We start from the raw sequence: 24,581 nt of genomic DNA on the forward strand, positions 1-24,581 counted from the left end.
GCTCCCTTTTTTGCGCTAGGCTTTGAATGAGTGTAACGCGGCTGACGGGAATGGCAAAAGCTATGAGCGGGCAAATGAACGTGAAGCCATCGGCAGAGGGTCTTGCAAAGACAGCGCGAGCAGCGGCCAAAGGCAAGGGTTTGCCGCCTGTTCACCTATGGAATCCGCCGTTTTGTGGCGATTTGGATATGCGGATCGCGCGCGACGGGACGTGGTTTTATTTGGGAACACCCATTGGCCGGCCAGAGCTTGTGCGACTTTTTTCAACGATCTTGCGCAAAGATGGAGATGACTACTTCCTTGTCACGCCGGTTGAGAAGGTTGGAATCACCGTTGACGACGCGCCATTTGTTGCCGTGGATTTCGAATCCGACGGGCAAGGCGATGGTCAGAAGCTTGAGTTTGAAACGAACGTAGGTGACAAGGTTGTTGCGGGTCCAAACGCGCCGATCCGGGTTGAGCGTGATCCGGTGACAGGGGAACCATCGCCATATGTGCGCGTTCGTGCCAACCTTGAGGCGCTTATCGATCGTAAGAGTTTTTATCGTTTGGTCGATATCGGGACGCATCATCCCGTTGATGGTGAAAACTGGTTCGGTATTTGGTCACAAGCCCAGTTCTTTCCAATAATTCCATCTTCTGAACTGGCTTAGTGGACCACAAACTCTGCGTGCAACGCGCCTGCTGCTTTGATGCTCTTGAGGATGTCGATCATATCGCGAGGAGAAACGCCAAGCGCGTTCAGTCCGGCGATGACTTCCGAGAGGGATGTCCCCGACGGAACCTCTGCCAAATTGATGCCCGGTTCTTCATTTAGGTTTGCCTGTGTGCGGGGAACTACAACTGTTTGCCCGTCGGAGAAAGGGTTGGGTTGGACAACCAATGGGGTTTCCTGAATGCGCAGGGTCAAATTGCCTTGGGAGACCGCGACTCTGGAAATGCGAACATCCTCACCCATGACAATAGTACCGGAACGTTGATCAACGACCACTCGTGCTTTTCGCTCTGGTTGGACGAGAATGTTCTCAATACGCCCAAGCGCATGGGCCGGTGATCTCATCCGAGTTTTTTCGATGTCGAGGCGCACTGTCCCGGAATCGAGCATCACGGCGACAGCGCGACCGAAATCGCGATTGATCTGGCGCTCGATCCTTGCTGCAGTGGTGAAATCCGGTTCCCTCAAGGCTAGACGCAAAGTTCTGAGCGACGACAGCTCAAACTCAATCTCTCGTTCAACGCGTGCTCCAGACGGAATTACTCCGGCAGTGGGAACGCCTTGCACCACGCCGCCTGCATCACCTTCTGCGGCGACCCCTCCTGCGATTATCGTTCCTTGAGAAACAGCGTAAATTTGTCCATCGGCTGCATTTAGTGGCGTCATGATCAAGGTGCCACCTAGCAGGCTTTTAGCGTCACCGATTGCGGAGACAGTTACATCGATTTGGGATCCAACGCGGGAGAACGGTCGCAAATTTGCAGTTACAAATACGGCCGCGACGTTCTTGGGCCGAAATTGTTCTCCGGTGACATTGACGCCAAGCCGCTCGAGAATGTTCGACATTATTTCTTCGGTAAAGGGTGCGTTGCGAATGCCATCGCCGGTGCCGTTCAATCCGACAACAAGGCCATATCCAACAAGATCGTTGCTTCGCACACCGTCGAATTCAACCAGGTCTTTTATCCGCACGGGGGTTGCTTCGCCAAGAGACGGTAGTGCCAACAAGAGAGTGAATAGCAGTGCAAGAGCACGTATCATCTTAAATACTCCACCAAGGAGAGCCCGGATAGACGCGCGGTTGCTGTATACAGGCTCTCCAGTTGAAATTGCACAGCTTTAAGGCGCGTCGCGGTGTCGTACAAATCGACGCCCAGCAACTCGTTGCGCGAAATCTCAAAGCTGGTTTTTTCGGCGGAAACACGGGTTTTGCTTTCTTCGATGCGTGCTTCAGCATAGCCGAGGTCGGCGCGCACGCCAACGAGCTCACTTTGCGAAGTGATCAGACTCTCCCCGGCGGAGACAATCATCGCACTTTGCAAGTTGGTCGAATATCCGAGCGCAGGGTCAGCAGCGAGTGCCGCCATGGCGGTGCTTTTTAGTAAGTCGCGGATAACTTGTGTGTCGCCGCGCAGGGCGAGGGTCACTGTTTCGCCTTCTCCGACAAGAAAAGGTGAAAGGTCCGTGGTCGCACCGAGGTATCCGTCAGTTTCAAATCCGCCTCCGGAGGTATCAAACCAAGCGTCGATAGCGGTTTTTATGTCGTGCAGAGACGTCAGCCCAGAAATCTCTGTGCGAAGGTGCGAAAGGAAGTCATCGGCAGAAGCGAATGTCGCGGTGTCAGTTGACGCGCCCGAAAAAAGCGCGCGTCCTGCAACGTTGGTGTTTAGCGCGGACAGGATGGCCGACAGTTCGCCACGGGCATTGTTTGAAGCAGCCTCCATACCTTGAGGCAAGTTGGTATTGCCGGCGAGGATCAGATCGGATGATAGAGTGGTGGTTGTTTGCTGAACTTTTTCTAGGGCTGACTGCATAGCGCTCGTAAAGCTGGAGGCCTCTTTCGCGGCCGTATCAAAGCCTTCAAGCAGGCGGAGATTTCGTTCAACATCACCCAAATAGGAGTAGTTTCCATTGAGGTGTTTGGAAACATCGGCAGCTTGACCGCTTGCCATTTCTTCAGTCAGTTTTGCAAGCTCGGCATTCATGCTTACATTCTGGCGCCGCAGCATAAAACTGGAAGCCATATCGCCAATAGAATAAAGGGGCATGTATCAAATCCTCATCAGGGCTTGCATCATTTCATCGAGCACCTGCAACATTCGTGCATTGGCGGCGTAGGCCTGCTCGATAAGGATCAGGCGCTGCATTTCTTGGTCCGAATCGACGCCATTTTCCAACAGTTGGGTCGTGGCAGAGGCGTAGCGCGCTCCGGAGAACGCTAGGGTCTGGTCGCTGACCTCTCTCGCGGTACCGATTTCGCCCAAGAAGGTGGCTTGTAGCTGCGAGGTGCTTTGCGCTGTTGGCCCAAAGTTCCCCGAGGCAGGCACCCGCAAAGCGGTCAGCGCGTCTTTCATATCCTGGAGGAGTTGGGAACTACCCACGGGACCGGGCGTCGCGGCGCCGAGGCCATCGCGCAAGCGCCATGTTTCACCGCCCGATGCCGGGTCAACGGCCGCGTTAATGGACATGCGTGAAGCCAGTCCAACCTCATCAACAACTGCAAATGCCGCGCCTTGATCGGTAAACAGCCCCGCAGCACCGGGCGCGCGGGTCGCGTCAAGCGAGGCATCCTGAAAGCGTTCCACGAGGTCACGGGCCGTTGCATCCAGTTGGGTTTGGGACTCCACCGCTAAATCATCGCGAATATGAAAAAGCGCGGCGAGTTTCCCGCCTGCGAGAGGGCCGGTGCTGACATCGCTGGATACCGCGACCCCGTTGATTTCGATGCCTGATATGTGGCCACCGGCTTGAGTCAAATGAGGCACGACGACATTGGTCGCGGTGAAGCTTAACTCTGCCGCGTCGCCATCGACAAGAATAGCACCGTTGGGCGTGAAGAGGGCGACGGCCCCAAGGTCTCGCGGGACTTCGTTCACAGGGACAATTTCGGCGACCCTGTCGATGAGCAGTTGGCGTTGGTCCTGAAGGGCCGAGGAGTCGTGGCCCAACACCGTTGCCTGCGAAATTTGAATGTTGAGCGTTCGAACTTGCGATAAGGACGTGTTCAATTGCTCTACGGTTGCCGCGATTTCACGATTGGCTTCGCCACGCAGAGCCTGAATGCCGTCGGAAACCGAGGCGAAGGTTTGCGCGACCTCGCTCGCATCATTGAAAACCTGGGTTAGGCGGTCCTGCAAATCGGGGCGGCTTGCGGCGGCGACAAGGCTTGCTTCGAAGTCCGCGAGTTGCGCAGTCAGGGAGCTGCCGTCTGCCGGGGTGCCGACAAGACCCTCCAAACGATTGTGAAAGTCTGACAGCTGCGTGTTGAAGGCCTGATCGGCGCTGGTTGATCGTCGGAGCGATATCAAGCTCGGATCCGCGCGTCGCACGATGCCGCTCACAGTGACGCCGCCACCGCTGCCCAAGCTGCGCGAGCTCAGCTCCAACTCGCGCCGGGCATAGCCATCCGTCATGACATTGGCGAGGTTGGACGCGGTCACCTGTGCATTGCGCGAGGCCGCGGTAAGCCCGGTAAGAGCATTGGATAGGGCTCCGGAAAGACTCATCTTTTTTCCCTTTCTTACTGGTGTATCGCGGCCTTAGTCAGGGTTAGCGTTTGATGTTGGTTGTTTCCTGCAACATCTCGTCCACGGTCTGAATGACTTTTGCGTTGGACGAATAAGCCCGTTGTGTCTGGATCATATCGGTTAATTCACCGGCGACATCGGTTGTTGATTCTTCGCGTGCGTAGGCGACGATATCGCCGGTTGGGCCGTCGCTTGCATCCCAGAGAAAGTAGGAGCCGCTTTCCGGTGAAGGCAGATAGGTTTGCTGATCAAGCGCGACGAGCCCGTTCGGATTGGGCAGATCCACAAGTGGAATTTGATAGATCGTGCGGGATATTCCGGTATCGAAGAAGGCGTGAACAAATCCATTTGCGTCAACTTCAACTGAGGTCATGTTGCCGACTGGATACCCATCTTTGGAAATGGAAACCGGTGCAAAGGTGTCGGAAAGTTGGGTCAGCCCATCCGACGCGCCAACCAGCCCGATATCAACTTCGATCGGCCCACCTGCGACATTGACGATCAGGCTTCCCGTGACCGGATCATAAGCGCCGCCGCTAACCGTAGCGACAGATTGAAGAGTGCCGCCCGTGGTACGACTGTCGTCGAAGGTGAGCGTGTATTCGCCAATCACCGCGCCGGCCGAAGCCGTGTCAGTGATTGTCATGGTCCATTCATTTGATGATCCGGTGCCAGGAACCGTTGGAGTAAACTCGATTGTCAGGTTCTCTGATGTGCCGAGATTATCGTAGTATTCGACCGAAAGTTCAGAGGCGGCTCCCGCGGCCCCCGCCTCGGTTTCCGTCGCAGGTAGGTTGACACCAAGGTCGATTTGCGTTGTGGGTTCGCCCGAGAATTGGTTGACGTTTATCTGAACAGGTTCAAGCCCGTCTGAGGTGTCACGCGGGTAAGTAGGCACCGTGCCATCGGGCAAGGCCGGCCAGCCCATTAGGACCAGACCGGATTCGGTGACAAGATATCCTTCGTCATCAGTGCGGAAAGATCCGGTTGTCGTCAGGTACATCTGTGGAGACCCATTTGCGGTGCCCACTTCGGCGATTGAGGCGACGGGAAGCATTCCGCGGCCCCGCACGGCAAGGTCAGTTGGGTTTGATGTTGCGACGAGCGCGCCACCCTGATCAACCAACCGTTGCGTTGTTGTACGCACACCCCCCGCAGAATAAGTGCCGCCGGTCGACGAGATCACCATTGAGTGGAAATCTGCTTCGATGCGCTTGTAGCCAAAGGTGGCCGAGTTCGCGATGTTGTCTGAGATAGTTGCCAACCGTGTTGCGTTTGCGGAAAGGCCCGCAACCCCGGCATTTAGTGAAGAAGAAATTGTCATGGATACGCCTTTTTGCTGCATCGACATTCACTGCTGCTACAGGCATAGCGCCCCACCACTTAACACCGCGCTAACAATTAAAATTGGTCGGACATTCCTTATTTCGTTCTGAGTAGTATAACTTCTAACCGATTGTTTCGCGTTGCCATTGGATTGCGCACAGCGAGGGTTTTGTCGGCGTGGCCGGAGATACGTTGAATCCGGTCCCCGGTGAGGTTTTCGGCTTCTAGCAAATGGCGCATTGCATGAGCGCGTGCGGTTGACAGGTCCCACACCGGGTTGTCCACCAATACGATGGGCTGCGCGCGCGTATGCCCGCCGATTGCGACGTTGTTTTCGACCAGTGAGATGATCCGCCCAAGCATTTCAGCAAGATCGCGCAAAGCCGCTGTAGGCTTGGCAGTGCCCGGTTCAAAAATTGCAATGTCATCAAGATCGAAAATCTCGATGATCAGGCCTTCATCCGTTACGCGTGTAATGATGTGTTTGAGAATTCCGTCTGAGACCGTGCTTTCGCCGGCAAGGCCGCGCAAGGCTTCCTCGACAGTTTTGAAAGCCTCGGAGTCACCGCTTTTGCCGTCGCCGGAAGACGCCGCTCCATTTGTGTCCACGCCATTTTCGCCACGGGCTTGCCGGGCTTCAGTTGGTCGCAAACTTGTCGCGCCGGTGCCGTTTTGCGGCAACGTCATTTCCGAGAAAACGCTATCGCCGCCAAAAGATCCCTCACCGCCACCTGAGACACGATTGATTGCCACCGTGGGGCTGAAATAATCAGCAACACCCTTGCGTTGTTTTTCTGTTGTCGCGTTCAGCAGCCACATCAGCAGAAAGAACGCCATCATAGCGGTTACGAAGTCGGCATAAGCTACTTTCCAAGCACCGCCATGATGCCCATCGCCGCCAACGACTTTCTTTCGTTTGATGATGACCGGAGCCGCATTGTTTTGTGCGCTCATATCCACCACCTAAGTACTCACCCAGTTAAGAGGGTTAGCACAGGGCTCTTACTGACAGATTAATGGTGGCGAATTGGCAAGGCTGCAGGTTCTAGTGGCGGAGCATGGTATTGCCGGGGGAAAACGTTGGCGTCAATTCGACCATGTCGATCTTTGGCTCTGTTCCTGTTCCACGGCTTCGCTCAAGAATGATTTCCGCTGCTTTTTGGCCAATTTCAAAGCGGCATGCGTCCATTGTGCTGAGTTGTTTTGGCAGTCCCTGAAGCAACTCAACGCCATTGAAGCCCGCGAGGCCTATGTCGCCGGGAACATCAATTCCCTTCTCCAACAGATAGAGCAAACCACCGGCGCCGATCATGTCGTTCGAATAGTAGATAAAATCCAGATCCGGTGAGCGTGACAAGACGGCCTCGGTCATCTCGCGCCCTTTTAGGAGCGCGGAGCCGCCGGAATAGAATTCCTGATCGGCGATTTCCACACCGGCTTTTGCCAAGGCTTGAGTGAAACCTTCAAAACGTTTGCGCGCACGGTGATCCAACGGCATTTTCGTGCCGAGAAAGGCAATCTTGCGATAGCCTTCGGAGGCAATCGTTTCGCCAATCCGGCGTCCGGCGGACCGATGCGAAATGCCGACCATCGTATCAATCGGCATACCATCAACGTCCATGATTTCCACGACGGGGATCCCGCTGGCGCGCAGCATGGCGCGCGAGGCGTCGGAATGTTCCAGACCCGCAATGATCACCCCAGAAGGGCGCCATGACAGCATCTCATAGAGCACCCGCTCTTCCTTTTCCGGGAGGTAGTCGGTGATCCCCACAACCGGTTGCAGGTCGGTGTCTTCCAGAGTTCGGCTGATCCCGGTCATGACCTCGGGAAATACCATATTCGACATGGACGGTATGATTACGGCGACAAGATTGACTCGTTGGCTCGCCAGCGCCCCGGCAATTTTGTTGGGCACATAGCCAAGTCGCTTTGCGGCCTGAAGTACCTTTTCGCGCGTTGATTCAGAGACGTCGCCTCGGTTTCGCAAAACCCGACTTACGGTCATTTCAGATACACCGGACGCTTCGGATACGTCGCGGAGAGTTAGTGGGCGCTTTTCATCAATTGTCACGGAGTCTCAACCAGTTGAGTGCTTCCTGAGAATGCTACATCAAAAATTTGCCAAGACGCAAGGCGCGGCGCTGGCGGCACATCGTCTTTGCGGACATCCGAACACAGATGAGATGCGTTTTCAGTTAATTGTGGGCTGACAGGCGAATTTTGACGGGGTATGGGAAATCAATGGCCCCGTGGCTCAACTGGATAGAGCAGCCCCCTCCTAAGGGGCAGGTTGCAGGTTCGAATCCTGCCGGGGTCACCAAAAACACCTGAAAAATATGACTTATTTACAGTGCTTTGTGCAGAAGCGTGCAGAAACTCCCGCGAGCTTTCGGGCCGAATTCTACTGAAACGGCGGAAATCTCGTACAAAACCTGTACAAATTTCGCACGTCTTTGCGCCTTTTAGGGCCATTCAATGAGCTGGCGGGTGGCAAACACATGCGCGGAACGGAAGTTCGGCAGCGCGACGCGCAAGCAGATCATCATGTTTCTGGCCGATAAGGCGAGCGATGACGGCTCAGGCATCTGGTGTTCAAAGGGTACGATCCAGCGGCACACCGAGCTGGGAGAGACCACCGTTAAGCGAACCGTCCGCGAATTCCTGAAGGAAGGCATCCTGGTCGAGACCGGCGCACGGACCTGCAAGAACGGTTTCACCGTCGTTTACCGGATCGATCTTGCCAAGGTCGAGGCCCTGGAACCCACGCTGGAACCCGAAATTGAGACGGGGTCCACAGTGGCCCCCGTCCAGTCTGGCCCCGGTACGGGGGCCACTGTGGCCGGGGTACCGGGGCCACCACGGCCCCCAAACCATCCTAAAACCATCCATAAACCACCTACGCGCAAGCGCGAGGCGGTAGAGGTTGAAGACGCCGAGAAGATTCTGGCGGTGTATCCACCGGATCGCCTTCGCGGCAAAGCTTCCTGCCTTGCCCAGATCGAAGAGGCCATGAAGGAAGGGATCAGGCCGGAGGACCTGCGGCAAGCCGTCCAATCCTACGCGACCGACAGCGCAGGTTTCACCCGCTCCAAGGTCTGCTTTTCTGACAATTGGTTTCAGTCACGGCGCTGGCAGGCCTATATTGAGAAGCAGGCAGAAGACCGGGAAAAGGCGGCAGCGTTGGCGGCTGATCACCAAGCGCGACTCGCCTGTTGGATCAGTGATCGCAGCCCGATGTGCAAACACATCACGGGCACCCAAGTCACAGCCTTGCTTGCGTCGAAGATGGTTTCCGAGGCCCAAATCCAAGCCGCAGGCCTCAGATCATGACCGCAACAGATCCGACCGAAGAGCAAACAGCAAGGCGACCCATGTCATACGCTGGCGCTGCTGACACGGGACCTTGCGAGGGGCGGCACGCCTCCCCTTCGAACCCCACCGGCGCGGGAAAAGCCCGCACCAAAGAGCCGCTGACTGAGACCTTCGTCTTCCGGTGTGGCGCCGCCGAGAAGGCCCAGTTGCGCGCCAAGGCAGAGGCTGCTGGCCTGCCCGCTGCGACCTTGCTACGCGAGGCGCTTGGCCTGACCGAGGCCCGCCGACGCAAGCCGATCCCCCGCGTTGATCCCGCGCTGGTATTGGCAGTCGGGCGCATCGGCGGCAACCTCAACCAGATCGCCCGCTGGCTGAACCGCGCGATGCTGTTGGGCCGTGTCGACCTCGACGCGCTCACCGTTGCCCGCCGTCTGCTGACCATCGAACGCCAGCTTGCGCAGATCATCGAAGCCGCCCGCCGATGCTGATCAAGTTCTTCCGCAACGGCAAAGGCGCGGGCGCAGGCCCCGTCGGCTACCTCGTCGCGGACAAGGTGCTGGCCTATGACGAGAACCGCGACCTGATCCGCGATGCGGACGGCCAGCCCATGACCGTCACACGGGAACCCTCGCCCGAGGTTCTGCGTGGCAACCCCGACCGCATCGAAGCCCTGATCGACGCCAGCCGCCACCAGTGGACCTACCGCGCGGGTGTGATCAGCTTTGCCGCCGAGGATGCCCCGACCGAGGAACAGCAGGCCGAGGTCATGGACGGCTTCGAGCGTCTGGCCTTCGCGGGGCTGGACCCTGAGCAATATGAGGTGCTCTGGGTCCGACATACCCACGAAGACCGCGTCGAGCTTCACTTCTGCACACCGCGCTTGGAGCTGACCTCGGGGCGGAGCTTGAACATTGCGCCGCCCGGCTATGAGAAAGCCTTCGATTCCTTGCGCGACGTGATGAACCAGCGACACGGCTGGGCCGATCCGATGGAGCTTGAGCGGGTCCAAGAGGTCCGCGACACCATCGAAGCCCCAGCCCGCGCGCAGGGGCGTGACGAGCTGCATGCGTGGATTTTGGACCAAGTCAGCGTTGGCTTAATCACTGACCGTGGGAGCATGCTCGACGCCCTTACAGATGCGGGCTTTGACATCCCGCGCACAGGCAAAGCCTACCTCACTGCCCAAGACCCCGACACCGGCGAGCGCTGGCGTTTGAAAGGAGAAATTTTCCATGAAAACTGGCAAGCCGACACGGCTGAGCGAGAAACTGAACGCGGAGCTGGACACGATCCGGCAAGACTACGCCGCCTCGATGGAATCCCAGCTGGAGAGCTTCAGGAGCGATTTGGGCAGCATTGCGACCATCGCGCATCGTACAATCGAGAGCGATACCCGCAACTTTCTGCGACAGAACAAGAGCTGGCTGACGATCTCGCCCTGGCTGATCACGGGGACGTTCTTGGCGGGGATCGTCTCGATGATGGCCGCGAGCTTGCTTTGGACGCTGATGCTGGCGAGTTCAGAACTGACGGACTTGGGCCTGACACGGATCGACAGGGAGGACGGGACATGGCTGGTGCTGGACCCGACCAAGACGCGGCTGAGGACCTGCACGCTGGGCGGCAGGTCAGTGACCTGCATCAAGATCGAGGAGGATTAGATGACGACACCCCTGACAGCCTTGGAACGCGACTTGCTCGCCTGCGTCGAGCGGTTGGTGACGGCCTGCGAGGTCTCAGCAAAGGAATTGAGCGGGTTAGAGGAACGCTCAACGACCAGGATGCAGAACCAGATGGATGGATTGGCCGCCTGCGTGTCAGTGCTCATTCAATCGCAAGTGGCGTCCGTAGCTGCGTTGCACGGCTTGCTGAACGAGGGCTCGAACTACGGGAAGCTGCGCACGCAACTCGAGACCAGCTTGAAATTAGTGAAGGCCGCCGAAGAGAGGTTGAGACAGAGCTAGAGGAGCGGGAGGTCGAGATGGACCGAGGGATGACGCATTAGGGGATAGTTACCGTCGGAGGTGCAGAGTAAGTCGCAATTCAGAATAGTTGTGCGGCCAACTCCAGAATGCTGCCAATGAATCCACGGACGTTACCCCAAGCAATTACCGCTGATGCACCTGCTGCCGTAGCTGCGCCCTTGATGGCGGCATCAACTCCAACAGTAGCGCGCGTGCCAAGCCAATTGGCAACCCGGCCCGACAGGTCAGTCAAATACTGGATTGCAGACCTCGCTTTATCTGTATTTGGTTCAGGCTGCTTCAACTCAACAATGAACGCTTCGACAGACCGGACGGCTTTCTTTGTTTCTTCAAAGTCAATTGGGCGCTCGCGAATATGCTCTGGGGGATTGTTATGCCCCATCCCTGCATGCGGAAGGGTTTCAATTAATTGATCCCTCAAATCACCAAGTTGGGCGACCAGATCTGTGGTTAGCTTTCTCTCTAAGGTGCCCTTGAGCACCTCTACCTGATCCTGTTCTTGCTTTGGCAGCCATTCCCGCCCAACTTCCTCGACCTCAGCTAGGGCTAGTTCGATCACATTGTCAGACAAGAAGTCTCCGAATTGATCAAAAAGAATGGTTCTCGCGTTTAAGAACCGGTCACTTTGCCAACCTTCGTCATGCACTGCATCCTGAAAGACTCGTGAGGAGGGTCTTTTGAAATTTTCTAGAAGCCAATGTACCGCTAAGTTAACCTGCTCGTCAGTCGACATTTTCTCGAGGTCTAGGTCAGTGTAAGGCCTATCGCCATCGAAGCGCGAATAAAGTCGATGGGCCATGTCTATGAACCTTTGTTGGAGCTTTGGAAACTAAGCTTAGATAAAGCAGTTTTTTGTAAACTTCTTCAAGTGCAGCATGGATGTGTTCCCAGCCGAACGTTAGTGGATCGGGCAGCATTTGTTTTCTGGCTTTCCACGGACGCTTTCCGTGCCAAAGAAGCTAACTTGGTGTTAGCGCGTGGAGTAGGTCCCATACCAACTGATCAACATTAGGCGGCGACCAGCGGTTCGATGTCGGAAACGTCGATCTCTTTGGCCGCGACGGCCATATCGTAATTAGTCTGCAAGTTGACCCAATAGGCCGGCGACGTGTTGAACACACGGGCCAGACGCAGTGCGGTGTCAGGCGTGATCCCAGTGGTACCCTTGATCAACCGCTCGATTCGTGTCCGTGGTACACCCAGACGCCGCGCAAACGCGATTGCCCCCATGTCCAAGGGATCAAGGTAAAGCTCTTTCAGGACTTCACCAGGGTGCATCGGGTCTTTAAACAGGCTCATCAGCATATCCTCTCAATGGTAATCGACAATCTCGACATCGGCGGGACCGTTCGGCGTCCAGACAAAGCAGATGCGCCATTGCCCGTTGATCCGCACGGAGTGTTGCCCAGCCCGATCACCTTTCAGTTCTTCTAAGTGGTTGCCCGGCGGAAAGCGTAAATCCTCCACAACAACCGCAGCATCTAGCGCCGTGAGCATTGCCCGCGTGCGCTTAACCAAGTCACCGGGGAAGCCTTTGCCATATTTGCCTTTTACGGCACTGGCAGCGAGTTTGCCTTTGGTGCTTTGGATCATAATGATTGTGTATCATGAGGTGATACGCGTGTCAATGGATGATACATGGCCGAGTATTCTAATGAAAAGATATTGTGCCAATTCTTGAGTTGTAAGCCGAGAAGCGATGTATCCAGCTTTGCAGCAAACTTTCCCGAATCCGAAGTTTTTTCGTAAGCTGGAGTTCATCAGAGATAATTAACTTTTCAGACAATGCTGTTATGTATTTAGACGAAAATCCTAGCAGGTAATTTGTGCCATCCAAGACAATCTTGACTACAATCGTCGAGTCCGATTCTTTCAAATTAACCTCATTTGTTATGCTGTCCACCGGAACCAAAACGCCCAGTGCTATCGTCTTAAGCGGCTTCTTTTGATTGGCAAAATCACACGCTGGGCTGATTTCAATCAGCGCTATCTGACAAGCTCGCTTCGCATCGCGGAGCGGTGTCGAACATCTGTCCTGATATTGAGTTTGCAGTGCAGCTTTAGCCTCGGGGTCTTGCTCAGCCCGAACCTGAGCGTCGAGGTCGTGACCTACTAGCGAGAGAGTTAGAAATTCATCTTTCATTCGTTCTGACTGGTTGTGGGCTTCTTTGCCGACATCGACTTTTTGAAATAACATTTTCGGCTTGGAAGAAATCCAGACGTCCCCAGGGCAGATGATTTTGTCTTGAGGTGACGTTTCAATATGCAAAATCGTATTGAGTTGATGCTTAGAGGTTTCTTGAACTTCGCCGTCAGCGTTAGCAAACACGTTGTCCCAAACCTCTTGCGTGTAGTCTGTGAGGCTTAGAAGGCCCAGTTTGTCCTTGAGAACGTAGGAAAAGGCTTCATTGATCGCTGTTGCCTCAAAACCCCTTAGATTGCTACCGGCAACGCTGACGGCAAGAGACCTCAAGCTCTGAGGAAGTGTATCTTTATCAAATCCTGCCAGAGTATTCACACTTTCTATCGCAGCCTGCAGAACACTGCACTCCCAGTGCATAAGGGCTCTAACTGATGCCTCGCCAGCCAAATGTTCTTGGAACTGTTTAAGGATCTCTGCCGCTGAATATTCTTTGTCACCAGTACTGCAGTCGTTTTTGCAGATTCGATCAAAGTACATTGGCAATCTGATACCAGCTTTTTCGAAATACTCGGTAACTCTGTCTTTTAACTCATCGAGAGCCTCCGGCTTCGAAGTCCAAGCCAAGACAACATAGGGCCCCTTCGTTGCACTAACGATGTTTGCAAGACAAGCAGCGACGGTCGACAAGTCGGACTTTGTTGGAGCCGCACCGCCATCTCTGAGTTGGATGTCGGTTATTATAACTCGTGGCGAAGCTGCCGCCATTTTCTGGCACAACGCTAGAGCAGCGGTCGGTTCCCGGTAGTGCACCGGAAGAGTAGATATACCCAACTCTGCCAGTGCTGTTGTGACGCCAATGATATCTTCAATCTCATTGTCGATTACTACGGCGTTAATCACTTCTTGCAAGGCGTACCCCCATTAAAGACCAGCGCGACAATCGCGCCGTCTGCTTGCTCAGGCACACCGTCAATTTCTCCCTGATCGAGCAGCACAAGCTCGCCGCCTAACATCTGCATCACGGTATCCGTGTAGTACAATCCAATACCCATCCCACCAGATTTGGTGGTCTTAAAGGGTTTGACCATTTCGTCTTTGCTAATGTCGCGCCAGCCGGGCCCGTTGTCAGCGATTATGATAGCTGGACCTTTGTCGAACTCTTCACTGACACCTATGTGGATGTACTTTTTGCCAGTTTCCCCGCCCCACCGCTTGTCCAACCAGTAAATAGCATTGTCTATGAGGTTATTTACTGCGCTGACAATGAGGTTCCGTTGCGCCTTCACAATATAGTTAGGATGTTCACCCGTCAGAACTGGGCAACTATGAATGATATCGTGCAGTGTGAAACGGACGTCCGCCAAATCTACGTTGGATTTCAGAATAGACTTAAGCTCCCATTCACGAGCTTTTTCCTGCTTCAGCAGGTTGGCATAGGTATCCAAGAGCAGTTCAAATCGGTCAAATTGCTCTATCACAATGCTAATGTCTTTGCCCGCAAGCAGGTTCTTTTTTGCGTCGGATATGCCATGTTGTATTTCATGGAATGCTAAGGTCATATTCAGACCCGCCATGCCAGATGTAAGCATGATATCTTGCATGTCGTTGTAGCGTTTTTCGGTGCGTTCGATTGCTGGAGCCAACTGCTCTTCCCAACCGTTTTCTATTGCGATTTGTTTTAATTCATCTACGGGATTGTCCAACCCAGCATGAGATACGGAAGGGGACTTCTTTGTAACCTGGCGAAGTCTGTCTTTGTCATTGTGCCGAAGGCTCTCGAGCTTCCCAAGGGCAGAATTGATGACCTCCTTAAGCTTGAAAAACGTGTCATTTTCTATGAAGCCTTCCCTGTTGGTTTTCTCAACAAGGTTGGGGCAGTTCTCTAGTTCCAGCGAGATTGCTCCAACGGCAATTCTTCGATTAATGCCTTTGCCCAGTCGGTTAACCCGACGGCTGTCCATCTCGAGCCAGTCGTCATTAGGTTCACCATAGTTGTAGACACGGATACCATCACGATAGACACGTATCCCCTGGTTTTCGCTCAGCCATCTCTTGATGGCATTTTGCTCACCAAGCGCGGCGTCAAAATCAAACACATACACTTCGCCTAGGATTGGACCGATATCGTTCAGGAACCCTGCACGATCAGCTTGGTACATTGCGTGGAAGTTTGTTTCGGACCCAACGTTACCTTTCGGAAGCTCAAGGTAGCTGTTGGTCTCAGAAGTAGTGCGACCCTCAATTTTGAACTGCTTCTTCAGTTGTTCGCTGGGCACAAATTTATAGTCCCAAGACCAAGTATCTCCAGCAAACAAGAACGAAAATCTGAACAGGGATTGTTCAATGATCGCTTTCAGATCAAAAAGATCTGTCGTCCATTCTTCGTGTCCTGGAACGCTCAATGAAACATCAAATGTTGGCACCTCTTTGTCGAGCCGATATGTCTCAAATTCAAACGGGGACTTGATCGATTGAATATTTCGGTAGAGGCTTCTGACATCCCCGCGTGAAAGGCTCGAGTTCAGTTCTTTTATGATGATCTGGGTTCCGGTGCTTTCGCCTTTAAAAACCTGAGGCACTTCCCGCTCTTCGATCTCAATTTCGGCATCTTCAATGTACTTACAGTGTTCAAGGATAGCCCAATCTATCCTCAAAAAGACTTCACGGGCGTCTTTAGTTTTGGTCGTTAATTCAATAACTTGTCCCAATTTATGCACAGCAAACCTACCTACACCTTTTTCCCCTAGAGGTAGTCTGTCATGCTTGGCTGTTCTCTTCCCCTCAATGCGAGAAGTTTGCTTGTGGTCGGCGCCCGGTTCGAGCCAAATATTCAGAATTGTGTCCAGACTCATCCCTTCGCCACCGATGTCGGTCACTTCGATGCTTGCTTTTGTGACGTCTTCAGGGTTTGAGATTATTATCTCAACACTATCAGCATCGGCGTCGTAGGAGTTCTTCACTAGCTCAAACACCGCTAGTTGCGGCGTACCAATTAACTGGTCCCCCAACAGCTTTAACAATCTTGCCCGCGGTTTAAATGATGCTTTCATGAAAACTCCAAAACTATAAATATCAGTGGCATAGCCATACAACTTGCGCAAGGATTGCTGAATGCAGGAAGTTGCCGCTCAGCTTGTCTCACGATGATTTTGTGTCCGTTCGGTTGACTGCCTCGGTTAGCCTCGGAGGCTTCGAACATACATCCTTGAGGTTTGCATGAACAAAACGATGGCAGTTGGCGCAGAGACACTGAAGGTCGCTCAACCTTGTTTTGTGACCCGATGTCATTTTGGAAACAGCGACAGCTCTGTGATGAACTTCTATGCATGCCTTCGCCGCTTCATCTTTGTAGGTAGAAACCGGATCAAATTGACACTTTTCGCAGTATAGCTTGCCATGCTCTTGGATGAATGCCGTTTTCTTTGCATCGCTTAAGCCGTTGGCCCGCTCTCGCCTCAAATGGGAAACTAACCGAAAATCACCCTCCGCCCAGTAGAGATCGACTGAAGACAGATCAGTGCGATCAGCAGAAGCATTGATGGGTGTATCTCCATTTGCAATCTGCACGAGATCAGTGAGAGAGGCATTCGAAAAGGTGAAGCGGATTCGCTTGTTAGCATTTCCGGTGTGGCGCTCGGTGGTGGGCGGCTTGCCAACCGCCTGCATACGCCGACTCATAACCGTAAAAATCTCTTCAAGCGATCTGGAAAGATCAGTTTGATCCAGAACTTGCCTGTCTACCTTGGAGATTTTTTGAACTCGATTGCTATCCACGAAACCGTTGACGAACAGGTCTTTGTTCTGTTGAAGGCGTGCTAACAAAAGCCTCAAGGCCGTTGAGTAATCAGTGTTTTTTGCCTGTTCGGTGCCCTTTGTTCCGCCCCGGCTTTGCAAAACAATTGAGCTGTCAACGATTTCGACCGCTGCGTCAACCGGGTCTCCGTTTTCGTCACGAACCAAAAATTCCAACTTCTTTAATCCTCCAAAATGCCAATTTACTCCAACTTAGGCTGTAGCCTGTCGATATAGTCAAAGACTGGTAGAAGCGCCTCAGCAATCTGTTTAGCCAAGTAAGGTGGTACAGCGTTACCAACCTGCACAAACTGTTGAGTGCGGTTGCCGAGAAAATGGTAGTTGTCAGGAAAAGTTTGAAGTCTTGCGGCTTCCCTGACCGTGAGGCTCCGACACTGTGTAGCATCTGGATGGATATAATAGTGTCCATCTTTTGAAATATGACTGGTAACCGTTGTAGCAGGTGCATCCCAACGCTGGACCCGAAACCGATCGCTAAATTTGCCCGTCCCCCAATTCGCATGATTTGGGGCTAGGTCTTTTGGAAACTCATCTGCTTTCGGGCTTCTACCTTCCGCCGTCGCAAAACAGCTTGCGAAAAGGTAGCGCGCAAGGTCGGTGTCCATGTGCCCACGGGTTTCGTTACTTGATAAAGCTTTAATTCGCTCATCAGTTAGAAAAACCTTCAGGTCTTCTGAGATACTCTTCGGGTATGGTGCTCTTGCTTTAGATGCACGTTTTTTATTTTTGTTAAGGACTGAGGTTTCCACCCTACCCAGCTCACTTAGAAATTTCGACTTGTTGCTTCCCTTGTAGTTGTCGAGACAGCTTTTAACGCTTTCGATAGCAGCAACCAGCGCACCATACCAAGCTAGGACATCATCATTTTTGCTCAGCCCGCTCCTCAGTTTAGGCATTCCACTAAGGACGTCTCTTACTGTCGATTTTAGTTTCTTTTTCGGAAGGAATGGCAGAAATTCCTCTGGAATTTTTTCTGCAATGGAACGCTTTATCCCAACGATAATAACTCTGTGCCGAGACTGTGGCACGCCAAAATCTTCTGTCTTCAACACAAAGCTGCGGGGCGCGGGACGATCAAGGTCACGCTCTGTTCCGGACAACGCAAAAAGCCGGTATCCTTCGCCTGCAGACTCTAAGTCATTCATGACGGTTTCAAAGATCGCTAGGCCTTCGACGGACGATGAGAGCATTCCCTTCACGTTCTCCATAACGAACACGCTTGGCGAGTATTCGGTAAGAACTCTGCAGTATTCTTGGTACAGAAAGTGCCGGTGGTCTTTTTTCGGCTTGTAGGTCTTGATGCCCGAATTGCGGGATCTGCCAACCAAGGAATATGCCTGACAAGGAGGGCCGCCGATCAGCAGGGTTCGTTCGCCAGCTAGACCTTTGATCTCTTGAATTTTCTTCGAAAGTTCAGCAGATGTCGAAGCCGTCCCAAGTTCGGCATTCCATGCCTCGTCCTGTGCTAGCTTCCATTGATCAGGATAAAGTTCTGACCAGTTTGGTTCTTCTAACTTACCTGCTAGCCAAATATAATATTCAGGAGGAAAAGTGTCGAATTTTCTCAGAAAAGCGCGCAGTGCGAGCGTGTTGTGGGCGGCAACGTCCTTTTCGACTGATACGTCGATACGGTAGCTCAGCTTGCCTTCTGTCGCATGCGACGCACAAAAGCCTTCACCCAGCCCCCAGGTCCGGAGAACAAATCAACTATATGAATATCGGTACCCAAGTCGACATCCTTAGCTAACGTCATATTTCCACTGAGCACAGAGATACAGCTTACCTCGAAGCACTTCCAGGCCGGAAATCAGCAAGCTCCCCGACCTTTGAGGAGTAGAGTGCAGACTTCCTTGCGCATAACATTGTGAATTTTGATCACTCACCAGCCAATTTTCGCAAACGGCGGTGGGCGAAATGTATGGTAAGCACTGATCCTGTGAGCACAGGTATGAGCGCACCGCAGATTGCAGCAATCAGCAAAATTAAAACAGACGAAAATGTATAATCACTTCCTACGTCAAAAAAATTAAATCGTGCGAATCCAAAAAGATAGCATAGGCAAACGCTAGCGTAGATCGTGTATAGTGGTTTAAACGGTTCAAATACTGAACGTTCCGCCCTATTCAGCACTGCCAGACGTAGGCTCTGCCAGTTCTTAGTTGGCTTTTCCATTAGTCACTCCCTTACTAACTCGATCCATGTGTGAACGTCATCATCGGTAACCTCTCGCCCTTCTACGTGTGATTGATACCAGCGGGCGATGATGGCCCCGCGTTTTTCGCTTTTGATCTTGATGGCTTCTTCATTGAGATGCTGATCGAGCGAGGTCTCGATCCTCTTTAGCGCGTCGAAGTCATGGGCTGCGCGGACCGCTTTTGTTCCTAACAGTATCCACGCTGCGTCGACGTTGAACCGATCGGCCATAGCGACCAGAGCTTCAACCGGCAGGCCACGCTGGCCTTTTTCGTAACTGTGATATGCGCGATGTGAGACACCAATCGCTTCCGCCATGGCGGTTTGAGTCAAGCCGACTTCATTGCGCGCAATCGCAAGACGCGCACCCATGGAAGTGAAGACAGACTTAGAATCCTGCGCCATGCAAGGTTTTCCATTGATCAAACTGCCAATTCGCGCGAAACTGCACAAAATGACGTAAAATTACATTCAAATTCATCTGACCACGTCAGAAGGTGCGGAACAAGCGATTCCATGCGTACAGCAAATTCAACTCAACGGACAAGGATGACTGAAATGGCAGAAATTGACAAAACCGACAGCTCACAAATCCTGGGGCTTGGAAAGACGCCAGCTCAATGGGTTGAGATCATGGCTGAGCGAGAGATTGAGATTTCCGAACGCACATTGCGTGAGCGGGCAAATGACACGGGTGCGTTTTATCGGCTGGGGCGGACCATGCTGATCACACCTGCACAGATCGATACGATTTTTGAAGGAGGTCAGGCATGCCGCTCAAAATCACCGAGAGGGACGGATACTATTACGTCTACGGCAAGATCGAATACAACGGCCGCCCGATCACCGGTACATACCGAAAAAGCACTAAGTCGACTACAGAAGCAGGCGCACGGGACTGGGTAGCCCGTGAGACCGAAAATCAAATACGTCAGTATTTGCTTGGCGATGAGCCGAGCAAAACATTTTCGGATGCGATCATGCTTTACAATGCGTCCCCGAAAGCGGCCAAGCAGTTGATCCCAATCGTCGAAGAAATTGGGAATACGCCGTTGCGAGTGATTTCCGGTGCGCTGCTGAAAGGGTTAGGGCCAAAATTAAAGCCGAAGGCGTCTACCGACACGTGGTGGCGCGAGATCGTGACACCCGCCAGCGCGGTCATCAACAACGCGCATGAGTTGGAAGGCACACCGCTGATACGGGTGAAACCCTACGACAAGTTCGAACGGATTGCCCAAGACCGGCGACGTGGGAAGGTTAGTAGGGTGGAACGAACTCCATCGGACAAGGAATGGATCGAGGCGTTTTGTAGCGCCGCCGATCCGTACAATGCGGCGTTGGTGCGATTCATGTTCGAGACGGCGGCGCGGATTGATCAGGCAGTCTCGTTGGAGCCAGACGATCTGCGGCCCGCAGAGAATAAGGTCCGGGTGAAAGCACAGAAGGGGCATCCAGAGAGCTGGATCACCGTTTCGCCTGAAATGATGGACGAGCTGCTGGCTTTGCCAGCGAAGCGACCCAAGAACCGCAAGACAGGTAAGTTTATGACGCCACGCGTGTTCGGCTATGGCAGTTCGACAGGCTACAACACACGCTGGAAGACGATCTGTAAGCGGGCGGGCATCCAATACCTGTCTGCCCACCCAGCAGGACGGCACGGCTTCTTTACAGAATTGGTTGTACGGCAGGGCGTCGATCCGGTCACAGCGGCCAAGGCCGGACGCTGGTCAGACCCTAATCTGCCGATGCGCATTTATGCCCACGCAGAGACAGACGAGGCCGATGTCAGGGCCCGTTTTCGTACAAACCATGTACAGGAAGACGCAGTACAAACACCCAAACAACAGAAATCAAAGAAGGAATAACGCTATGAACGGTTCCCTCCTAAGGGGCAGGTTGCAGGTTCGAATCCTGCCGGGGTCACCAATAGTGTTTCTTCTTACGCGTCAGAGGTGCCAAGTGCTTGCGCTTGGTGGCTGCTGATGTTTTGCGGGGCGATACCGACCGTCTTGATGATGGCAAAACACTCCACACCTTGCTCTAGATCGAGTGCTTGGGCGGAGCGGCGTGTGATGCGTGCGAGGATAAGACCGGCGGGGGTGTCGAGGGTGACGATGGTTCCGGGGCCATCGCCGGAATGAATTTTTGCCACCCGCCCGCCAAGGATGTTGAGTGCGGAGAGACCTGTTGGTCTGGTTCGAGACAGGATCACATCGTGCGCTGCGATCCGAATGCGCAGTTGGGCGCCTTGGGATTGAGATGTCCGGGGAGGAAAAACCGCGCGCCGTTTGCGTCGAGTTCGGTAAGCCCGTCTGCATGATGTTTCATAACCCGTGCATCAATGAGCGCGCCAACGTCGCGCACGCCTGTGGGCAAAACCGTGGGGTCGCTCAAGACGTCAGCAGCGCTGCCTTGACGCGCGACGCGACCGTCTTTGAGGGCGACAACGCTCGTGGCCAGACGCGCCACTTCGCTGGCGGAGTGGCTGACGTAAAGGATGGGGATGCTCTGTTCATCACGCAGGCGCTCAAAATAGGGGATGATCTCGGCCTTGCGTTGTTCATCCAATGCGGCAAGAGGCTCGTCAGCGATGATCAGCTTGGGGTTTGCAAGAAGCGCACGGCCAATGGCAATGCGCTGTTTTTCACCACCAGACAGCGCACCGGGGCGGCGGTTGAGCAGGGTGGAAACTCCCAGCAGCTCGACCACGCGATCAAACCCGTCCTTCGACGGGCGCAGGCGTGAGAACCCGCGCCCATAGGTTAGGTTTTGCCTGACGCTGAGGTGGGGGAACAGGCGAGCTTCTTGGAAGATATAGCCAATTTGCCTTTGATGTGTGGGGATGTCCGTGCCAACGGAGCTGTCAAAGAGCGTCCGTCCATCGACTGTGATGCGCCCCTCGTTGGGCCGCAGCAAGCCGGCAACTGCGTTTGAAATGGTGGTTTTCCCAGAGCCGGAGCGACCAAAAAGAACGGTCAGCCCGGGAGGCGCGCTGAAGGCGACGTCGAGAGTAAATGTGGAAAACTGGTGTTTGATCTCGACCGATACCGTCATGCGCCGCTCACCCGTTTTGCCGCCCGGCGGGCCAGAATTTCGGACACAAGAAGCGCGAGCATTGCGATGGCGACTGATATCAGTACCAGCCGAATGGCCGCGCCTTCGCCGCCCGGAACTTGGAGAAAAGCGTAGATTGCAGATGGCAGCGTCTGTGTTTGGCCGGGGATATTTGAGACGAAAGTGATCGTGGCTCCGAATTCTCCCATCGCTTTGGCGAAGGCGAGAATGCCGCCCGAAAGAACGCCGGGAAGGATCATCGGCAGGGTGATTGTCAGATACACCCAAAGGCGCGAGGCCCCCAGCGTTGACGCGGCTTCCTCAAGCTTGGGGTCGACGGTTTCGATAGACAGCCGGATCGCCCGCACCATAAGGGGGAACGCCATGACAGACGCGGCCAAGGCGGCGCCGGTCCAGCGAAAGGCGACGGTGATGCCGAGCGGTTGGAGCAGGCTTCCGATGGGGCCCTGTGTGCCAAAACCAAGCAGGAGCAAATAGCCGGTGACAACCGGTGGCAGTATCAGCGGTAGATGCACCAAACCGTTCAACAAAGCTTTGCCGGGAAAGCTCCACCGGGCGAGCGCGTGGGCGGTTAGCAAACCAAGAGGCAGCGATAGCAGGGTCGCCCAGAAGGCGACCTTGAGCGATAGTGCGACCGCCTGCCATTCTTCGGGGCCGAGCCAGCTTGTCATGTTAAGGCTCCAACACGGAAAAGCCGTGCCGGGCAAATATTTGCGCCGCTGTCGGGCTTTTCAGGAAGGTGAGCAGCGCGACGCTGGTTTCGGTTGTTTGGCCTTTGATCGCCGCCATGGGATAGCGGATGGGGGGGTGGCTGTTGGTTGGGAAGGTGGCGACAATGCTGACTTTTGGTTCTGATTTGGCGTCGGTCTCATAGGTGACGCCCAAACGCGCTTCGCCCAATGCCACAAGGGCAAGCGCGGCGCGCACATTGTCGGTTAGTTTGAGCGACCTGTGAGGCAATCCCCTCCCAGAGCCCGAAGTGATCGAGCGCAGCCTTGCCATAGATGCCTGCAGGGACAGCATTGACCAAAGCCATCGCAAGGAACCCACCGTTAAGATGAGCGGCAAGGTCCATCCCGCGTTCAAGCTTGATGGGCTGTGCCAAGGCGGTTGGCGCCACCAAAACAAGCCGGTTGGTCAGAAGGTCGTGACGGGTTGCGCTCTCGATCAAATCGCCCTTGGCGAGATAGTCCATCCAGTCGCTGTTGGCAGAGATGAAAACATCCGCCGGCGCACCCAACTCGATTTGGCGGGCAAGGGCCGAGGACCCAGCGTAGGACCGGGTGACGGTGTGCCCGGTTCGGCTCTCGAAAGTCTCTGCCACCTCATCCAAAGCGGTTTTCAGGCTTGCCGCGGCGAACACGGTGACATCCCCTGCTCTGGCTGTTTCGTGGCCTAAGCCGAGCCAAAGCAAAGCTGTGAGCGTCGCCACGTGAAGGGCGCGATAAAAGGGGCGGCATCGTGGCATTTGGCAAGATGGCTTTCGTTGGTTTCGCTGACTATCCGCTGCGGGTTTGGACCATGCAAGCATTGATTTGCGGGCTGAATTCACGAGATGTATCTTTGAACTTAGCACCACAAAGGCGGTGGCATCCGTAGCCCACGCGAGTAGACTGGTGTAACAGAGCACCACGGGTCGCGACAAGCAAAAAGGAAGCGGTATGGGTTTTGAGCAAGTACAAGATTTCCTTGATGAAAGCGAAGCCTTATTCGACGTGGTGCGCGCGTTGGAGGACGAGGATTTTGAGCGCAAAACCCAGTTCAAGGATTGGACAATCGAAGACGTTCTGCGCCATCTGCACTACTGGAACCGCGCGGCGGATTTTGCAAGCCAAGGGGAAGAGGCGTTCAGCGGCTTGAAAGCACGCGCTTCGGCGGCGATCAAAGCCAGAAAATCCCTCCGAGAAGTGGAGCGCAAGGCAGTGCCCGAAACGGGAAAAATCCTTCGGGCGAGCTGGATTGGGTTTGCCCGGTCGCTGGCGAAACGCTGGGCGGATATGGACCCGAAAGCGCGCTTGCCATGGATCGGCCCGGATATGTCTGCCCGCTCGGCCATGACTGCGCGGCAAATGGAAACCTGGGCGCATGGCTTTGAAATTTTTGACCTTTTGGGGCAACCAAGGGTCGAGCATGACCGCATCAAAAACATTGTGATACTCGGCGCGAACACCTTTGGCTGGTCACACAAGGTGCAAGGCTTGCCAGTGCCAGACGCCATGCCGAAACTGGTTTTGCAAAGCCCGTCCGGCGAGGTTTGGGAGATGGGCGAGGCGGGGGTAGGGCAGATCACCGGTTTGGCGGCAGATTTCGCCGCTGTGGTCACGCAAACCCGCGCCTTGGCCGATACCGAACTTGCGGTAGAGGGCGATGTGGCAAAGATGTGGATGGCGCATGCCCAGTGCTTTGCCGGGCCGCCAGAAACACCGCCCGCCAAGGGCTCTCGGTACCGGCTATGAAGCGGATGACGCGCGTGGTTGCGGAGGGCTATT

At 54.3% G+C, this 24,581-nt stretch carries 22 protein-coding genes, 1 tRNA gene and 2 pseudogenes; 7 read left to right on the forward strand and 18 right to left on the reverse strand.

Annotation, left to right across the window (positions count from 1 at the left end; genetic code table 11):
• The first annotated feature begins 62 nt into the window (after nucleotides 1-62).
• Complete coding sequence (locus N4R57_00165) at nucleotides 63-653, forward strand: DUF1285 domain-containing protein (GenBank protein UYV37581.1); 591 nt, start codon at nucleotides 63-65, stop codon at nucleotides 651-653.
• Here N4R57_00165 and N4R57_00170 read toward each other — a convergent pair.
• The 6 genes from N4R57_00170 to N4R57_00195 form a co-directional block, all read right to left on the reverse strand.
• Nucleotides 650-1,756: a flagellar basal body P-ring protein FlgI gene (locus N4R57_00170; protein UYV37582.1), complete on the reverse strand. Its 1,107-nt coding sequence runs from the start codon at nucleotides 1,754-1,756 to the stop codon at nucleotides 650-652. The two genes, N4R57_00165 and N4R57_00170, sit on opposite strands and share 4 nt — an antisense overlap.
• The gene (locus N4R57_00175) at nucleotides 1,753-2,763 is read right to left on the reverse strand and encodes a flagellin (protein UYV37583.1); all 1,011 of its coding nucleotides are present in this window, start codon (nucleotides 2,761-2,763) and stop codon (nucleotides 1,753-1,755) included. The genes N4R57_00170 and N4R57_00175 overlap by 4 nt, the downstream gene beginning before the upstream one ends.
• A 3-nt stretch (nucleotides 2,764-2,766) precedes the next feature.
• The gene (gene flgK / locus N4R57_00180) at nucleotides 2,767-4,221 is read right to left on the reverse strand and encodes a flagellar hook-associated protein FlgK (protein ID UYV37584.1); all 1,455 of its coding nucleotides are present in this window, start codon (nucleotides 4,219-4,221) and stop codon (nucleotides 2,767-2,769) included.
• A gap of 43 nt (nucleotides 4,222-4,264) precedes the next feature.
• Nucleotides 4,265-5,587 carry a flagellar hook-basal body complex protein gene (locus N4R57_00185; protein ID UYV39651.1) on the reverse strand — a complete coding sequence of 441 codons (1,323 nt, stop codon included), beginning with the start codon at nucleotides 5,585-5,587 and terminating at the stop codon, nucleotides 4,265-4,267.
• Between the two features lie 77 nt (nucleotides 5,588-5,664).
• Complete coding sequence (locus N4R57_00190; protein UYV37585.1) at nucleotides 5,665-6,522, reverse strand: chemotaxis protein MotB; 858 nt, start codon at nucleotides 6,520-6,522, stop codon at nucleotides 5,665-5,667.
• A 91-nt stretch (nucleotides 6,523-6,613) separates the two neighbouring features.
• Complete coding sequence (locus tag N4R57_00195; GenBank protein UYV37586.1) at nucleotides 6,614-7,642, reverse strand: LacI family DNA-binding transcriptional regulator; 1,029 nt, start codon at nucleotides 7,640-7,642, stop codon at nucleotides 6,614-6,616.
• A gap of 172 nt (nucleotides 7,643-7,814) precedes the next feature.
• Here N4R57_00195 and N4R57_00200 point away from each other — a divergent pair.
• From N4R57_00200 to N4R57_00215, 4 genes are all read left to right on the forward strand, one after another.
• Nucleotides 7,815-7,891: transfer RNA gene (locus N4R57_00200), tRNA-Arg, on the forward strand.
• Between the two features lie 155 nt (nucleotides 7,892-8,046).
• Complete coding sequence (locus N4R57_00205) at nucleotides 8,047-8,901, forward strand: hypothetical protein (GenBank protein UYV37587.1); 855 nt, start codon at nucleotides 8,047-8,049, stop codon at nucleotides 8,899-8,901.
• The gene (locus N4R57_00210; protein UYV37588.1) at nucleotides 8,898-9,371 is read left to right on the forward strand and encodes a MobC family plasmid mobilization relaxosome protein; all 474 of its coding nucleotides are present in this window, start codon (nucleotides 8,898-8,900) and stop codon (nucleotides 9,369-9,371) included. The genes N4R57_00205 and N4R57_00210 overlap by 4 nt, the downstream gene beginning before the upstream one ends.
• The gene (locus N4R57_00215; protein ID UYV37589.1) at nucleotides 9,365-10,888 is read left to right on the forward strand and encodes a relaxase/mobilization nuclease domain-containing protein; all 1,524 of its coding nucleotides are present in this window, start codon (nucleotides 9,365-9,367) and stop codon (nucleotides 10,886-10,888) included. The genes N4R57_00210 and N4R57_00215 overlap by 7 nt, the downstream gene beginning before the upstream one ends.
• Before the next feature lie 38 nt (nucleotides 10,889-10,926).
• Here N4R57_00215 and N4R57_00220 read toward each other — a convergent pair whose 3' ends face one another.
• From N4R57_00220 to N4R57_00260, 9 genes are all read right to left on the reverse strand, one after another.
• The gene (locus tag N4R57_00220) at nucleotides 10,927-11,667 is read right to left on the reverse strand and encodes a hypothetical protein (GenBank protein ID UYV37590.1); all 741 of its coding nucleotides are present in this window, start codon (nucleotides 11,665-11,667) and stop codon (nucleotides 10,927-10,929) included.
• Nucleotides 11,668-11,876: 209 nt separating this feature from the next.
• Nucleotides 11,877-12,167, reverse strand: coding sequence for a HigA family addiction module antitoxin (locus N4R57_00225; protein UYV37591.1), 291 nt, complete (start codon nucleotides 12,165-12,167; stop codon nucleotides 11,877-11,879).
• Between the two features lie 12 nt (nucleotides 12,168-12,179).
• Nucleotides 12,180-12,461, reverse strand: a complete 282-nt coding sequence (locus N4R57_00230; protein UYV37592.1) for a type II toxin-antitoxin system RelE/ParE family toxin — start codon at nucleotides 12,459-12,461, stop codon at nucleotides 12,180-12,182.
• A gap of 58 nt (nucleotides 12,462-12,519) precedes the next feature.
• A complete protein-coding gene (locus N4R57_00235) occupies nucleotides 12,520-13,920 on the reverse strand; it encodes a hypothetical protein (GenBank protein ID UYV37593.1) in 1,401 nt (466 codons plus the stop codon).
• Nucleotides 13,908-16,061 carry an ATP-binding protein gene (locus N4R57_00240; GenBank protein ID UYV37594.1) on the reverse strand — a complete coding sequence of 718 codons (2,154 nt, stop codon included), beginning with the start codon at nucleotides 16,059-16,061 and terminating at the stop codon, nucleotides 13,908-13,910. Before N4R57_00240 ends, N4R57_00235 begins: the two co-directional genes overlap by 13 nt.
• An 88-nt stretch (nucleotides 16,062-16,149) precedes the next feature.
• The gene (locus N4R57_00245; protein ID UYV37595.1) at nucleotides 16,150-16,980 is read right to left on the reverse strand and encodes a hypothetical protein; all 831 of its coding nucleotides are present in this window, start codon (nucleotides 16,978-16,980) and stop codon (nucleotides 16,150-16,152) included.
• Between the two features lie 26 nt (nucleotides 16,981-17,006).
• Entirely contained in the window at nucleotides 17,007-18,182 is a 1,176-nt protein-coding gene (locus N4R57_00250; GenBank protein UYV39652.1) for a DNA cytosine methyltransferase, read from the reverse strand.
• Nucleotides 18,183-18,699: 517 nt separating this feature from the next.
• Nucleotides 18,700-18,996 (reverse strand): hypothetical protein, encoded by a 297-nt coding sequence (locus tag N4R57_00255; protein ID UYV37596.1) that lies wholly within the window; start codon nucleotides 18,994-18,996, stop codon nucleotides 18,700-18,702.
• Nucleotides 18,997-18,999: 3 nt separating this feature from the next.
• Complete coding sequence (locus tag N4R57_00260) at nucleotides 19,000-19,422, reverse strand: helix-turn-helix domain-containing protein (protein UYV37597.1); 423 nt, start codon at nucleotides 19,420-19,422, stop codon at nucleotides 19,000-19,002.
• A 365-nt stretch (nucleotides 19,423-19,787) separates the two neighbouring features.
• Between N4R57_00260 and N4R57_00265 the strand changes: the two genes are divergently transcribed.
• Nucleotides 19,788-20,882, forward strand: coding sequence for a tyrosine-type recombinase/integrase (locus N4R57_00265; protein UYV37598.1), 1,095 nt, complete (start codon nucleotides 19,788-19,790; stop codon nucleotides 20,880-20,882).
• Nucleotides 20,883-20,956: 74 nt separating this feature from the next.
• Here N4R57_00265 and modC read toward each other — a convergent pair.
• The 3 genes and pseudogenes from modC to modA form a co-directional block, all read right to left on the reverse strand.
• Nucleotides 20,957-22,071, reverse strand: a pseudogene (modC, locus tag N4R57_00270) (molybdenum ABC transporter ATP-binding protein).
• A complete protein-coding gene (gene modB / locus N4R57_00275) occupies nucleotides 22,068-22,763 on the reverse strand; it encodes a molybdate ABC transporter permease subunit (GenBank protein ID UYV37599.1) in 696 nt (231 codons plus the stop codon). Before modB ends, modC begins: the two are co-directional and overlap by 4 nt.
• A 1-nt stretch (nucleotide 22,764) precedes the next feature.
• Nucleotides 22,765-23,506: pseudogene (modA, locus tag N4R57_00280) on the reverse strand (molybdate ABC transporter substrate-binding protein).
• 247 nt (nucleotides 23,507-23,753) lie between these two features.
• Here modA and N4R57_00285 point away from each other — a divergent pair.
• A complete protein-coding gene (locus N4R57_00285; protein UYV37600.1) occupies nucleotides 23,754-24,548 on the forward strand; it encodes a TIGR03084 family metal-binding protein in 795 nt (264 codons plus the stop codon).
• Nucleotides 24,549-24,581: the final 33 nt, after the last annotated feature.

It is taken from the genome of Rhodobacteraceae bacterium D3-12 (assembly GCA_025916135.1).
GTDB lineage: Bacteria > Pseudomonadota > Alphaproteobacteria > Rhodobacterales > Rhodobacteraceae > JAKGBX01.

Coding starts and splice junctions, on each gene's coding strand:
- N4R57_00260 (UYV37597.1), bottom strand. CDS start 19,422: ATGGCGCAGGATTCTAAGTCTGTCTTCACTTCCATGGGTGCGCGTCTT.
- N4R57_00205 (UYV37587.1), top strand. CDS start 8,047: ATGAGCTGGCGGGTGGCAAACACATGCGCGGAACGGAAGTTCGGCAGC.
- N4R57_00285 (UYV37600.1), top strand. CDS start 23,754: ATGGGTTTTGAGCAAGTACAAGATTTCCTTGATGAAAGCGAAGCCTTA.
- modB (UYV37599.1), bottom strand. CDS start 22,763: ATGACAAGCTGGCTCGGCCCCGAAGAATGGCAGGCGGTCGCACTATCG.
- N4R57_00225 (UYV37591.1), bottom strand. CDS start 12,167: ATGAGCCTGTTTAAAGACCCGATGCACCCTGGTGAAGTCCTGAAAGAG.
- N4R57_00190 (UYV37585.1), bottom strand. CDS start 6,522: ATGAGCGCACAAAACAATGCGGCTCCGGTCATCATCAAACGAAAGAAA.
- flgK (UYV37584.1), bottom strand. CDS start 4,221: ATGAGTCTTTCCGGAGCCCTATCCAATGCTCTTACCGGGCTTACCGCG.
- N4R57_00255 (UYV37596.1), bottom strand. CDS start 18,996: ATGGAAAAGCCAACTAAGAACTGGCAGAGCCTACGTCTGGCAGTGCTG.
- N4R57_00210 (UYV37588.1), top strand. CDS start 8,898: ATGACCGCAACAGATCCGACCGAAGAGCAAACAGCAAGGCGACCCATG.
- N4R57_00230 (UYV37592.1), bottom strand. CDS start 12,461: ATGATCCAAAGCACCAAAGGCAAACTCGCTGCCAGTGCCGTAAAAGGC.
- N4R57_00220 (UYV37590.1), bottom strand. CDS start 11,667: ATGGCCCATCGACTTTATTCGCGCTTCGATGGCGATAGGCCTTACACT.
- N4R57_00265 (UYV37598.1), top strand. CDS start 19,788: ATGCCGCTCAAAATCACCGAGAGGGACGGATACTATTACGTCTACGGC.
- N4R57_00165 (UYV37581.1), top strand. CDS start 63: ATGAGCGGGCAAATGAACGTGAAGCCATCGGCAGAGGGTCTTGCAAAG.
- N4R57_00240 (UYV37594.1), bottom strand. CDS start 16,061: ATGAAAGCATCATTTAAACCGCGGGCAAGATTGTTAAAGCTGTTGGGG.
- N4R57_00170 (UYV37582.1), bottom strand. CDS start 1,756: ATGATACGTGCTCTTGCACTGCTATTCACTCTCTTGTTGGCACTACCG.
- N4R57_00215 (UYV37589.1), top strand. CDS start 9,365: ATGCTGATCAAGTTCTTCCGCAACGGCAAAGGCGCGGGCGCAGGCCCC.
- N4R57_00185 (UYV39651.1), bottom strand. CDS start 5,587: ATGCAGCAAAAAGGCGTATCCATGACAATTTCTTCTTCACTAAATGCC.
- N4R57_00175 (UYV37583.1), bottom strand. CDS start 2,763: ATGCCCCTTTATTCTATTGGCGATATGGCTTCCAGTTTTATGCTGCGG.